We start from the raw sequence: 12,052 nt of genomic DNA on the forward strand, positions 1-12,052 counted from the left end.
CAAACCGTCAGGCTCGCTCGACCTTCATGCGACCGACCATTTCCATGTGCAGCGCATGGCAGAACCAGCTGCAGTAGTACCAATGCAGGCCGGCCTTGTCGGCGGTAAAGGTGATGGACGACGTTTGCTGCGGACTGATCTCCATGCTGGCGCCATGGTTGGTCATGACGAAACCGTGGGTCACATCTTCAATCTGGTCGATGTTGGTAATGGTCACGGTGACCTCGTTGCCCTGCTTGACGGTGAACTCGGTCAGACCATAGGCCGGCGCCATGGAGGTCATGTAGACCCGCACATGATTGCCGTCGCGGATGACCTTGTTGTCGGTCTCCAGGTTGATCCCGTCTTTCTTGGCCAGCTCCACGGTGGCGGCGAAGAACGGGTCGTTGCGGCTCCAGATCTTTTGGGTCTTGATCTGGTCCCGGCGCGCGAGGATGCAATCGTGAGGTTCGGCAAACGCAGGGCCGTCATGCACCAGCTTCATTTCGTCGCCGGAAATGTCGATCAACTGGTCGTTCTCCGGGTGCAGCGGCCCGGTCGGCAGGAAGCGGTCCTTGGAGAATTTGCACAACACCACCAGCCACTTGCCATCCGCTTCACTGGTTTCGGTCAGCGAGGCATGGTTATGGCCAGGCTGGTACTGCACGTCGAGCTTCTGCTTGATGTAATTGACCTTCTCGCCCTTGTAGGCGCGTATCGCTTCCTCCATGTTCCACTTCACCACCTGACTGTCGATGAACAGCGTGGTGTAGGCATTGCCGCGACCGTCGAAGGTGGTGTGCAACGGGCCCAGGCCCAGTTCCGGCTCGGCGACGATGACCTCGCGCGGGTCCTTGAATTTATCGGCGAACAGGTCGTCCAGCCGGTCGATGGCAATCATCGAGACCGTTGGCGACAGCTTGCCGTTGGCAATGAAGTACTTGCCATCGGAGGACGTGTTGAGGCCGTGGGGGTTCTTCGGCACCGGGATGTAGCGAGTGAACTCAGAGTCCTTGCCATCGGTTTTACGACCGTCGACCACCGGCACTTTCGAGTCTTCCAGGGTGATGAACTTGCCGGCCTTGATGGCAGCCTCGATGCGCGGGATGTTGAACACCACGACCCAGTCGCGCTCGTTGCGCATCATGCCGCCAAGGTCGTAAGCCTTCTCCGAGTTGTAGCAGGTGGATGCGGCGTACTTGCCGGTGTAATCGGCGTCGGAGTTGTCCAGGTTGCCGTCGACAATCACCTGGAAAGCCATCTCCATTTTCTCGGCATCGATGGCGTTGAACATGGTGAAGCTGTTCTTGTCTTGCAGGTCGAAGGTGCGGCCGTCATTGGGGTGCGGGATGACGAATTCGGCATTGGCGAACACGTACTTGGTGTAAGGCACTTTTTGCAGACGCAGGCCGTGAATGGCTTGCACGTTCGGCACGGTGAGGATCTTGTCGCACTTCATGATGTCCAGGCGGATGCGCGCGACACGGGAGTTGGCCTTGTCGTTGATGAACAGGTACTTGCCGTCGTACTTGCCATCGGTCATGGAGATATGCGGGTGATGGCAATCGCCATTCTGAAACTTTGCACTGTCGCCCAGGATCCGCTTGCTTTCGTTGGTCAGGCCCCAGCCGGTGGCCGAGTCGACGTTGAACACCGGAATACGCATCAACTCACGCATCGACGGCACACCCAGCACCCGCACTTCGCCCTGATGACCACCGCTCCAAAAGCCGTAGTATTCATCCAGTTCACCGGGACCAACATGGATTTTCGCCTGCGCATCCTTGACCGCGGCCGCCCAGGACTCACGGCTGAACACTGCGCCGCCCAACGTCGTGGCACCCGCCAGCACCGCACCGGTGACGGCGCTGCTGCCCAGAAAACCGCGACGGCTGAGTCCCGCCGGCTCCGCTTCCTGCACGGGTTTTGTGGATTCTGTGTCAGTCATGTTGCGTACTCCTTGAAGGGAAAAAACAGTCACTGCAGACGTGCGCTCGCGAGTTTCATTCAGCAGCCGGCACTTCCACGACAGGTATCAGTTGCACCGCCACGGGTGCCGGTTTGCCGTGCTTCTTGCGCTTGTTGATCAGCGGCGGGCATTTGTCTTCGTTGTGGTAGGTCATCTGGCAATCGAGGCAGTAGTGGCACTCGTTGGCATTGATCCGGCCATCGGGATGAATCGCCTGGATCTCGCATTCCTTGGCGCACAACTGGCAAGGGCTGCCACATTCCTTGCGGCGCTTGAGCCAGTCGAACAGGCGCAATTTGGTCGGGATCGCCAGCGCCGCGCCCAAGGGGCAGATGTAGCGGCAATAGACTTTGCGCGTGAAAATGTTGATCACCAGCAGCCCCACCGCATAGAGCACGAACCACCACTGGCGGTCGAACTTGAGGGTGATGGCGGTTTTGAAGGGTTCCACCTCGGCGAACAGTTCGGCGGTGGACATCGATTCCAGGGAGATGCCGAAAAGCAGCAGCAAGATGATGTATTTGATCGCCCACAGCCGCTCATGCACCGCGAATGGCAATTCGTACTGGGGAATTTTCAGCTTGCGCGCGGCTTCGTTGATCAACTCTTGCAAGGCGCCAAACGGGCACAGCCAGCCGCAGAACACGCCACGGCCCCACAACAGAATGCTCGCGGCGGTGAAGACCCAGAGCATGAAGATCAGCGGATCGGTGAGAAACAGCTCCCAGCGAAAGTGCTCGAACAGCGCATGCACAAAGGTCAGGACATTGACCACCGACAATTGCCCCAAGGCATACCAGCCCAGAAAGACCACGGTAAAGAGCAGGTAACCACGACGCAGCCAGTGCAGAAAGCGTGGCCGGCGGGTGAGTTTGTCTTGCAGGAACAGGATGGCCGTCAGCAGCAACAACGCGCTCGCGAGGACGGCGATCTGGAAGTGTTTCTGGTACCAGATGTTCAACCACATCGGCCGGCTTGCTTCCTCGATGGCCGCCCGTTCTTCGGCACTGGGCGCAGGTCGCTCAAGGTAGGGCTCGGGCAGTTGATAAGGCAGTTCGAAGCTGCTGAAGGTGCCGCTGACCGGTCCCGTCTGACGCCGCACCAGGAGTTCCAGGGACCAGGGCGATCCCGGATCGAAACCGGCCGGTTTGCGGACAATGAAAATCGACATTTCATTGAACTCGGGCATGCCCTTGGCAAACACGTCGGAAAGTCGCTGATGGTCCATGTCGCGAAAGCTGATGACGTTGCCGAACTGGCGCAATTGCACCCGATCGAAAATCCCGCCGCGCACATAACCCGAGCCTTTATAGGAAAACAGCCCACGACCCAGCACCACGATGGCCTGCTCGCCAGGTTTGAGGTCCTGCATGAGGAATCGATATTGGTTGTCGCCCAGCAGCGCGCGGCCAATGGTCGGTGGGTTCAAGTCGGCGGTGTACAGCTCGATAAAGGTGTCATCGACTTGATCCGGGCCGGCGTTGTCGACGCCTTCGGCTTCGGTGCCCTTGAAGGCGGCATCGACCTGCCCACGGGTCAGGTTCAACCGGCGAATGGCGCCGTTACCGGTCAGTTGCTCCCAGGTGGCAGGCTCGAAAAAATCCTGGCGCACGATGGCGGGCTTGTTCACCACCCCGCCCCTGTCCTCAATCAGCTTCAACGATACGGCCACCTCATGGGCGGCACGCATGATGACCTCGTTGACCACCATGGCGGTGACGGTTGCGCCGGCGATGGCATCCACGGTGACCGCGCTCGGGTCGCTGGAATGGCCGACCACTACCCGCTGGCTGACCTTGATCCCTTTGTATCGGGCGCTGAAACCGTGGAGTTTTTCTTCGGGGATGCCGATCAGCAGAATCGGTTCGTGGTGCTCCAGCACATAGGCGTCCTGAATCACCCCGGCGGTGTCGAGGATCACCTGAGTGTTGATCGGCTTGCCCGAGTAGGCCGGAATATCCACCACATCCAGGCTCTGGAACACATACCCGATGACCTTGTCGGCCGCCGACAGCGTGCGCACCTTGAACGTGCCTTCGGCTGCGGACACCGAATCGGTTTGAGGGAAGACCTTCTCGATGCGCTGCTGCTCGATGTCGCCGTATGACTTGGCCTGCACCGTCGCGAACACTGCGTTCATCAGCAAGACCATCACCACCAGCCCGACGCTCCAGATGCGCAGGTTGCCATGTGTCGAAGGCTGATGGATTGTCATGAGCTCGCTGATTTCAAAGGGGCTTGCGGCCATGTTAGGGAGCGTTGTGTGCCCCGCCCTTGATTGAAATCAACTCGATAACATTCCTTGCGCCAGAGCGCCCGAAGCCTCAAACGGTGCGGGAAAACCGGCCTTTTTGCTCCCCTCCCAGATAGGCGTCAAACGCCATCGCGGCACTGCGCATCATCAAATGCCCTTGCGGCAACAACACCAATTCGTCGCTGTGAATCCGCAACAGTCCGTCACGCACCTGCTCGTCCAGTTGTGCCAGCGCATCGGCAAAATACTCGGTGAAGCAAATCCCATGACCCGCTTCGAACTTGGCGAAATCGATCCTGCCGTGGCACATCAGGTCGCTGATCACCTCACGGCGCAGCAAGTCGTCGGCGCTCAAGCGATAACCCCGATGCACCGGCAACAAACCTTGATCGATACGGGCGTAGTACTGCGAAAGCTCCTTGACGCTCTGGCTGTAGCTGTCGCCGACCTTGCCGATCGAAGACACTCCAAGGCCGATCAAGTCGCAATCGGCATGGGTCGAGTAGCCCTGAAAATTGCGTTGCAGGGTGCCATGGGTGCGGGCCAGCGCCAGCTCGTCGTCCGGCAAGGCGAAGTGATCCATGCCGATATAGACATAACCGGCCTCGGTCAGACGGCGGATGGTCAGCTCGAGCAACTCCAGCTTGCGCTCCGGTGGCGGCATGTCCGCCGGGCGAATCAACCGTTGCGCGCGCACCAGCTCCGGCAAATGCGCGTAGCTGTAAGCGGCAATCCGGTCCGGACGCAAGGCGATGATCTTGCCGAGGGTGACGTCGAAACTCTGCACCGTTTGCAGTGGCAGGCCGTAAATCAGATCGACGCTGATCGACTTGAACTGCACCTCACGCGCCGCCGCGACCAGCGCATAAATCTGTTCTTCACTTTGCTGGCGATTGACCGCGGCTTGTACGTCGGGATCGAAGTCCTGCACGCCGAAGCTCAAGCGATTGAAGCCCAGTTGGCGCAGCGACTGGATCTGCTCGGTGTTGATGGTGCGCGGATCGACCTCGATGGAAAACTCATGGTCATCGCTGTCGTCCATATCGAATGCCTGGTGCAGGCAGTCCATCAGGTCCGCCAGCTGTTCATTGGTCAAATACGTCGGCGTGCCCCCGCCCAGGTGCAGTTGCGTGAGTTTGCGCGTGCTGTCGAACAACGCGGCCTGCATGACGATTTCACGTTTGAGGTACGTCAGGTATTCGACGGCCCGATGGGTTTTCTGGGTAATGATTTTGTTGCAGGCGCAGTAGTAGCAAAGGCTCTTGCAGAACGGAATGTGGATATACACCGACAATGGCTTGGGCACCGCCGCCAGGTTGCTGTCGGCTGCGGCACGCTGATAGTCGTCGACGGCAAACGCCTGATGGAACTGAGGCGCCGTGGGGTAAGAGGTATAGCGCGGCCCGGGGCGGTCATACTTTTCGACCAGGGCTCGATCGAAATCGAATGCAGGTTTCATGATCAATCAACTCGCAGGTGGGTTAATGCCTTGCACTGCCCGAATCCTTTTCAAACAGGTTGCAAATGGCATCCACTTCCGGCCGGCCGGCGGGAAGAATGCTGATGAAACGGTCCGACAATTCAATCAACCCGTCGCGACTCAATTGCTCCAGCAATGGCCAGACAGATGCAAAGTACCTGGAGAAAATCAGCCCATAGCGCCGCTCGATGGCGCGGATATCCAGCTCTTGATCACACGCCAGTCGCTCCATGACTGTGTGCCTTATCTGATCCCCCGCCTCGAAACGCCAGCCACGACACGTCGGCAATTGGCCCCGGTCCAGCTGCTGCTGATAACGCTCGATTGCATCGGTGTTTTGCGTATACAAATCATCGATCTGACTGATGGCACCCAAACCGAAGCCGATATGGTCGCAATAACCGTGACGGGTAAAACCGTCACAGGTGCGACGCAACCGGCCCCGCTCCTGAGCGATCGCCAGATCATCGTCGGGCCGCACAAACTGCCCCATACCGATGTAGTGATAGCCCACGGCGATCAACTGTTCGAAGGCGATTTGGCGCATCGCGCCTTTATTGTCCTGGCTGCACAGTTCCCTGACCTTGTCGCCGAGCCTTGGACGATAACGGCGTGGTGGCCGGGCATAGTCGAACACCATCAGCCTGTCCGGCTCCAGCTCAATGATCGCCGCCAGCTTCAGCGCAAAGCTTTCTGGCGTTTGCCAGGCATGACCAAAACCCAGATCGACATTGATCGATCGATAACCAAAGGTGCGGGCGGCATCGATCAGTGAATGAATGGGGGCCGGGTTCTGGTAGCAGGCCACCGACATGTCACAGTCGGTGTCGATATCCGGAACGCCGATGCTGACATGATTGAATCCCTGGTCGCGCAGCGCACCCATGGTCGACCAATCGGTATGGTGAAGGTCCACATCGACGCTGTAGTCGCCGCACTCATGTTCGAGAAAGTTGAATCGGCCACGCAGATGACTCATCAGCCGTTCCAGATGAGCGATGGTGGGTGTACCGCCGCTCAGATGAAATTGTTCGACCCGTTGCTCCGCGCCCAGATGACAACCGACGAGGTCGATCTCCTGTTCCAGGCGTTGAAGGTACTGTTCGATGCCGCCGTGCTCGCAGGCGACATCGCGCGGGGAACAAAAGGCTGGCTGGAGGCAGGAAGGCAGCTGCACGTTCAGGGCGATCGGGCGTCGTTTCTGGCGGCTGACGCGCAAGGCACGAAGCAAATCCAGAGAGCCGATGCCGTCATGAAACTTTTGCGTGTCGGCATGGCAGTTGGGGTCGAGTACGCCCTGATCGCACCGAGCGATCAGATCGCCGGGGGCGTGAGAGAAATCGAGCATGACAGGTCTCCGAGACTGGCTGCGGATCAACAGTGTCCGGGATTGGCGATCAATGCTCCTTGACTTGTATCAAGCGCAAGCCAAGTGCTTTCAGGACAGACCTTGGGGCAAGGCCGCTCACCACGTCAGGTAAAACATCCCCTTGGCCAGCAGCACGATGACGACCATATGGCAGAACACACTGCCATGGATGAAATGCAGGTATCGAGCGTTCATTCGGCCGCTTTTGAACAAAAACATGGCTGCCAGGAAATGCAGCAGCACGCTCACGGCGACCATGATTTTCAACAGCAACAAGGTGCTGAACGATGAGGCCATTGGCGTTGCAAGTACGGGTAAATAGCGCAGCCAGACCATGCCCAGCCCCGCGCCGAACAATACCAGCAGCACCCACGGCATCAGGGTGCGGGCTCGGCGGCCAATACCTTCCTCGACCAGCAGCATCACTTTGGCGGGCAACTGTTTGCGGATGCTTTCCAAAAAAAGGACTTCGAAGAACACCGTGCCGATAAAGATCAGGGCGGCAAACAGATGAAAGGTTAGAAACAGCGGATAGAGCATGATCTTTCGCCCTCAGTTCAGCTGTCGGTTTCTCCAGAGAATACAGAGCAGGTCGACTCAGGCGATTGACATCAATCAAGAAAACCGCGAATCCCGGATGCGTCCTGGCGCGTGTCGCGAACGCCAGCGGCGGCCATGCGGGTTAGACAGCCTCAAGGATCACCTTGAAACTATTGTCTAAGCTTAAGCTTCAGCATGAGGGCTCAGCCATGTGCGGACGACTTTCGCAGTATCGAGGTGTTCACGAATTCGTGGCGGCGCTGAGTATGCCCAACGCCCTGGTCAACAATGCTGGTGATCAGCCGCTTGAGCTCTATAACGCCGCGCCGTCGACTCAGCTCGCCCTGTTCCACGAGGAAAGCGGCATGCTGCACGCCGACAGGGTACGTTGGGGCTGGCGACCGCACTGGGCCAGGGATCACGCGACACCGATCAACGCCCGGGTTGAGAAAGTCGCCCACGACCCATTCTTCAAGGAGATATGGCCGCACCGGGCAATTATTGCCATCGACAACTGGTTCGAATGGGTTTACGAGGGCGGTCCGAAGAAACAGCCGTACCTGATCCGTCGCAAGGATCAGGCGCCGATCCTGTGCGCCGCAATTGGTCAGTATCCAAGGTACGAAAAGGAGCCGGACGAGCATGACGGCTTCGTGATCATCACTGCGGACAGTGAAGGCGGCATGGTAGATATTCACGACCGTCGGCCTGTGACGCTCAGTCCCGAACTGGCCCGGGAATGGATTGCCCCCTACACGCCCAAGGAGCGCGCCGAACAGATAATCCTGCAGCAACGCGAACCCTGCGACGTCTTCGAATGGTTCAAAGTGGACATGGCCGTGGGCAATGTGAGGAACCAGGGCTCAGAACTGATAGAGCCTGTCTCCGCCACCATGACGAGTGGAGACAAAACAATCTGAACCCGCCCTTCCCCTCTCAGTCGAAAAAATTGGCAGCCCTTATTCACTGAGCATCACTTTAAAGGAGTCTTTTCATGAAGATTTCGGAAGTTATGACGAAAGATGTTTTAACAGCCAAGCCAAGCCAGACGATCCAGGAGGCCGCGAACATGATGGCCAGGATCGATAGCGGCGCCATCATGGTTGAGGAGCAAGAACGTCTGATTGGCATGATCACGGACCGGGATATCGCCATTAGAGCCGTAGCCGAAGGACTCCCCGGCAAAACCCCAATCAGTAAAGTAATGACTGGCGGCATCCGCTATTGCTTTGAGGATGAAGACATAGAGCATGTGGCAAAGAACATGGCGGACGTGCAACTGCGTCGCCTGCCCGTGCTCAACCGAGACAAGCGTCTGGTTGGTGTCGTATCGCTGGGAAACATAGCCAGCACTCGATCTCAATCCGCCGCTGCGACGGTTTTGCGCGGAGTGGCACAGGCTCATCATTAACCGGGCCGCTAAGCGTTCATCAGGATTAAAACTCGCCTGGATCTGGCACGCTCGCCTGGCCTGGAATCCCGTTCGAAACCCGGCTTCAGGGTCAGGCGAGTCCTTCGGCACACATCTGCCGCAACCGTCTCGCCAAGATAACCTTCCCACACCCAGTGCGTCGTTCGCTGGGGCGCATGCTTATTGCGCGACACATCAGTTTGGCTCGACGAGCAGGTCTTTGTCCTCCGCGCCCAGCGCCGGCTCTTGGTCTTCCAAATTGTCGGTTTCACGCTTCTTTTTCAGTCGGGCTCGAGTGCGCTCGGTGTCATAGGTTTTTCCGTCGGCCAAGGCATTCAGGGTTGTTGAAATCCGATAGAAACCACCACACGGCTCACAATAAATGCGCAAGCCGCCCCCGAACGAAAGATCTTCCAGCGCATTGGTGTTTCCACACAGCGGACAGTTCATAGCCACCTCCTGATCATTCAGTTAGCCGCTTTCAGCCCGCCATCAATGCTGACAACCTGCGTAGGGTGTGATGACGAATAGCGGGGACATGTTGATATCGACAGGGGCTATCCATGGAGGTTGCTTGTTTTTTGTCGATAGATCGAGCAATGCCTGCCTGAGCCCCTGCAGGAGCTGCCGAAGGCTGCGATCTTTTGATCTTGATCTTTCAGGAGCCGCTGAAGGTCAAAAGATCGCAGCCTTCGGCAGCTCCTACGGGGACAGGGTTACAGCCAGGACAAACGGTATCTAATCCGAAGTCAGCGGCTGCCTGGAGCGAATCGGCGCGATGACCGACCTATCCTCGGTGTCACGATGCAATAAGGAAACGTTGTAATCGTAGGTGGATATCAACGGCACTGGCTCGTCGTAGCGGGACATCTTAAGCCATCGCCTTGTGCGTTCGATGTCAAAGAACTCGTTCTTGAATTTCATTTTCGCCACAAGGTTCGCCGAGACCTTGTAGTGTCCACATCCGGCCGGGCATTTGACTTCTGACCAGTCTCCAGCCGCGTGAACAGTGTGAGAGACAGCCTGACAGATTAGGCACTTCATGTTCGATCTCCGTATCCATGAACTACCAACTGTAGACGATCCCCGACCAAGGAGCGTTCACTTGGAAGAAAGATAAGAACCTCAAAAAAGTGAAGAGCCCAGCGCAATGGCTGGGCTCCGGTTATCTTCTGTTTTCCAGCATCTTGTCGGCGAGTGCTTTGGCCCTTTGGATTAACAGATTCTGCCTGTCTTCGTGGGTGGCTTCTCCAACCACCGGTGCCGTCAGATTGCTTTCCGCAATCAACGCGGCACAGAAGTATTGATCCCAAACAGCGCTTTGCTCCGACTCCTGTCTGTTCATTTGGTCGGCGATCATATGCGGCTCCTTTTGATGAGGTAGCCTCTTTAGTTTACGCCCGAATCGTGGACTACCCCCGTCGCGAAGGATGATCGGCACCTCATTGCAAACCGTTCACTGGCAACAAGTCGTTTCCTCAACTAGGATTTTTAGCGCACAGGACTTCGCCCACTGTGTTGTCGGGCGATTCATCAAAGGAGAGATAGATGACATCTACTCGAATTTCCGAGCAAACCTATCGTGGATGGTCCAACCCCATCTTGCTCGAACTCAAGGAGAGAGAACATCAGTTAAGCCCTTCGGCACGCCAGGCCCTGCAAAATGTCCTGGTAGAGAGGAGGCTTCTTGACACTGGCAACCCATCCGGCAGCGATCGTCGCAAGGCTGATCCGGCCGGGTAACAACAGGCATCAATAACGTTTGTCCATCACGCTCATCATCGACGCTGCTGGCGCTCTGCCGGCAGCACGCTCATAAGCCCTTCCAGATTCCAGACAAAAAAAAGCCCAGGCAGCTGATGGACGCCTGGGCTTTAAAAATGCATAAACCGTGGTGGTGAACGCGGGGCAATATTACCCAATCGCGCGACTTGTAACAAGATATTCTGACTCACTATCCAGTTACTAAATATCCTAACTCATTAAATATCCACACTATTTTTAAGTCATCTACTGACGACTCCACTCCCGACACCATCGATTGAAGCAGAAAAAGCGCCCCGTGCATCGCGCACCAGTTCACGCCATTCGGCATTGTTGATGAGCCCGGCGCCCTCCATTTCATCCGCCGTTTTCAGCAGTTTGTCGTAGTGTTCTTCACAATCCATCCCGGCTTCCGGTTCTCTCAAGAGCCGGTACCAGGCATCGAGGGCTGCCTTTTTTCGATCATCATTCATAGCCAAACTCCCAAAGACTGTTTGCTGTTGGAAGTTATTTGAGGAATGACCGTTCCTGGATTCCGACATATGGCTTCGACATACGGCACAGGCCGTCATGCATGAACGAAGCGAGCGTTACAAACAATCCCGGACAGCTTGGCGCAGCGCCCCTGACTTGGCCCACGGTGGCCCCTGGTAAAGCGATACCCGGCTGCCATCCTTCGACTTCACGATAACCAGAATTTCGTCAGCTGTGATGACGCTCGGTGCGGTGATCCGGTAGCCATTGGAAATCGCCGATTGCGTCGATCCCGGAATGTCCTGACGCCACAACGGCAATACACACGCGGCATATTCCTTGGGCGCCTTAGCGCTGTATTTGCTGATATTGGGCTCGCCGGGCACCACGGATGCGGGTAATGAACAGCCCGCCAACACAGCCACCGCTATTCCCGCTATCAACATGCGCATAACGCTTCCCTATCCTGAAAAACGGGAAATGTAGCCTGTACTTGCGCAGACATCCAGCGGACACCTGACGAGTCTTTATACAGGGGCTTCGCCCTGCCCCGGCTCGGCCCCAGAGCCGGAAGCGGGATACGACCTCGCATTCAGGTACGTCATCCAACGCTCATACGCTTCATGCTGCCATTTCGTGATTCGCTCCCATTCCGGGCCGCTCAACTGATGGGCGGAGATCAGTTTCATCATTTCCGTGGTTGCCGCATCCAGGTCAACGATCAGCTCATGCGCATGGTGCCGAAAATCATCGGTAGTCGTCATTTTGAAGATGGCCTCGCCCCAGCGAATAAATCACTCACTTCAATACGA

General features: G+C 57.1%; 13 protein-coding genes. 3 read left to right on the forward strand and 10 right to left on the reverse strand.

Features of this window, described 5'->3' with window-relative positions; translation table 11 throughout:
* Positions 1-7: 7 nt before the first annotated feature.
* The 5 genes from nosZ to BK662_RS31140 all read right to left on the reverse strand — a co-directional run bounded on the left by nosZ (position 8) and on the right by BK662_RS31140 (position 7,591).
* A complete protein-coding gene (nosZ, locus tag BK662_RS31120; protein WP_123360764.1) occupies positions 8-1,927 on the reverse strand; it encodes a TAT-dependent nitrous-oxide reductase in 1,920 nt (639 codons plus the stop codon).
* A 55-nt stretch (positions 1,928-1,982) separates the two neighbouring features.
* Positions 1,983-4,163 carry a transcriptional regulator NosR gene (nosR, locus tag BK662_RS31125; protein WP_185047211.1) on the reverse strand — a complete coding sequence of 727 codons (2,181 nt, stop codon included), beginning with the start codon at positions 4,161-4,163 and terminating at the stop codon, positions 1,983-1,985.
* 109 nt (positions 4,164-4,272) lie between these two features.
* The gene (gene hemN / locus BK662_RS31130; protein ID WP_123360766.1) at positions 4,273-5,661 is read right to left on the reverse strand and encodes an oxygen-independent coproporphyrinogen III oxidase; all 1,389 of its coding nucleotides are present in this window, start codon (positions 5,659-5,661) and stop codon (positions 4,273-4,275) included.
* 22 nt (positions 5,662-5,683) lie between these two features.
* On the reverse strand, positions 5,684-7,030 hold the full coding sequence (locus BK662_RS31135) for an oxygen-independent coproporphyrinogen III oxidase (RefSeq protein ID WP_123360767.1): 1,347 nt from the start codon (positions 7,028-7,030) through the stop codon (positions 5,684-5,686).
* A gap of 117 nt (positions 7,031-7,147) precedes the next feature.
* Entirely contained in the window at positions 7,148-7,591 is a 444-nt protein-coding gene (locus BK662_RS31140; RefSeq protein WP_038982768.1) for a CopD family copper resistance protein, read from the reverse strand.
* A 209-nt stretch (positions 7,592-7,800) separates the two neighbouring features.
* Between BK662_RS31140 and BK662_RS31145 the strand changes: the two genes are divergently transcribed.
* Together BK662_RS31145 and BK662_RS31150 are read left to right on the forward strand one after the other, a co-directional pair.
* Positions 7,801-8,511, forward strand: coding sequence for an SOS response-associated peptidase family protein (locus tag BK662_RS31145; protein WP_123360768.1), 711 nt, complete (start codon positions 7,801-7,803; stop codon positions 8,509-8,511).
* A gap of 74 nt (positions 8,512-8,585) precedes the next feature.
* Positions 8,586-9,002: a CBS domain-containing protein gene (locus BK662_RS31150; protein WP_038982771.1), complete on the forward strand. Its 417-nt coding sequence runs from the start codon at positions 8,586-8,588 to the stop codon at positions 9,000-9,002.
* Positions 9,003-9,197: 195 nt separating this feature from the next.
* Here the strand turns inward: BK662_RS31150 and BK662_RS31155 are convergent, their stop codons facing one another.
* Complete coding sequence (locus BK662_RS31155) at positions 9,198-9,452, reverse strand: hypothetical protein (RefSeq protein ID WP_123360769.1); 255 nt, start codon at positions 9,450-9,452, stop codon at positions 9,198-9,200.
* Positions 9,453-10,167: 715 nt separating this feature from the next.
* Positions 10,168-10,362 carry a hypothetical protein gene (locus BK662_RS31165; protein ID WP_030130625.1) on the reverse strand — a complete coding sequence of 65 codons (195 nt, stop codon included), beginning with the start codon at positions 10,360-10,362 and terminating at the stop codon, positions 10,168-10,170.
* A gap of 188 nt (positions 10,363-10,550) precedes the next feature.
* Here BK662_RS31165 and BK662_RS35635 point away from each other — a divergent pair, with 188 nt between their 5' ends.
* Entirely contained in the window at positions 10,551-10,745 is a 195-nt protein-coding gene (locus BK662_RS35635; protein WP_008074997.1) for a hypothetical protein, read from the forward strand.
* A gap of 263 nt (positions 10,746-11,008) precedes the next feature.
* Here BK662_RS35635 and BK662_RS31175 read toward each other — a convergent pair whose 3' ends face one another.
* The 3 genes from BK662_RS31175 to BK662_RS31185 form a co-directional block, all read right to left on the reverse strand.
* The gene (locus tag BK662_RS31175) at positions 11,009-11,239 is read right to left on the reverse strand and encodes a hypothetical protein (RefSeq protein WP_123360771.1); all 231 of its coding nucleotides are present in this window, start codon (positions 11,237-11,239) and stop codon (positions 11,009-11,011) included.
* A 117-nt stretch (positions 11,240-11,356) separates the two neighbouring features.
* Positions 11,357-11,692, reverse strand: a complete 336-nt coding sequence (locus BK662_RS31180) for a hypothetical protein (RefSeq protein WP_123360772.1) — start codon at positions 11,690-11,692, stop codon at positions 11,357-11,359.
* A gap of 75 nt (positions 11,693-11,767) precedes the next feature.
* Positions 11,768-12,004: a hypothetical protein gene (locus BK662_RS31185; protein WP_123360773.1), complete on the reverse strand. Its 237-nt coding sequence runs from the start codon at positions 12,002-12,004 to the stop codon at positions 11,768-11,770.
* Positions 12,005-12,052: the final 48 nt, after the last annotated feature.

The organism is Pseudomonas frederiksbergensis (genome assembly GCF_003732275.1).
GTDB classification, from domain to species: domain Bacteria; phylum Pseudomonadota; class Gammaproteobacteria; order Pseudomonadales; family Pseudomonadaceae; genus Aquipseudomonas; species Aquipseudomonas frederiksbergensis_H.

Coding starts and splice junctions, on each gene's coding strand:
- BK662_RS31145 (WP_123360768.1), top strand. CDS start 7,801: ATGTGCGGACGACTTTCGCAGTATCGAGGTGTTCACGAATTCGTGGCG.
- nosR (WP_185047211.1), bottom strand. CDS start 4,163: ATGACAATCCATCAGCCTTCGACACATGGCAACCTGCGCATCTGGAGC.
- BK662_RS31150 (WP_038982771.1), top strand. CDS start 8,586: ATGAAGATTTCGGAAGTTATGACGAAAGATGTTTTAACAGCCAAGCCA.
- BK662_RS31155 (WP_123360769.1), bottom strand. CDS start 9,452: ATGAACTGTCCGCTGTGTGGAAACACCAATGCGCTGGAAGATCTTTCG.
- BK662_RS35635 (WP_008074997.1), top strand. CDS start 10,551: ATGACATCTACTCGAATTTCCGAGCAAACCTATCGTGGATGGTCCAAC.
- BK662_RS31165 (WP_030130625.1), bottom strand. CDS start 10,362: ATGATCGCCGACCAAATGAACAGACAGGAGTCGGAGCAAAGCGCTGTT.
- BK662_RS31175 (WP_123360771.1), bottom strand. CDS start 11,239: ATGAATGATGATCGAAAAAAGGCAGCCCTCGATGCCTGGTACCGGCTC.
- BK662_RS31135 (WP_123360767.1), bottom strand. CDS start 7,030: ATGCTCGATTTCTCTCACGCCCCCGGCGATCTGATCGCTCGGTGCGAT.
- hemN (WP_123360766.1), bottom strand. CDS start 5,661: ATGAAACCTGCATTCGATTTCGATCGAGCCCTGGTCGAAAAGTATGAC.
- BK662_RS31140 (WP_038982768.1), bottom strand. CDS start 7,591: ATGCTCTATCCGCTGTTTCTAACCTTTCATCTGTTTGCCGCCCTGATC.
- nosZ (WP_123360764.1), bottom strand. CDS start 1,927: ATGACTGACACAGAATCCACAAAACCCGTGCAGGAAGCGGAGCCGGCG.
- BK662_RS31180 (WP_123360772.1), bottom strand. CDS start 11,692: ATGCGCATGTTGATAGCGGGAATAGCGGTGGCTGTGTTGGCGGGCTGT.
- BK662_RS31185 (WP_123360773.1), bottom strand. CDS start 12,004: ATGACGACTACCGATGATTTTCGGCACCATGCGCATGAGCTGATCGTT.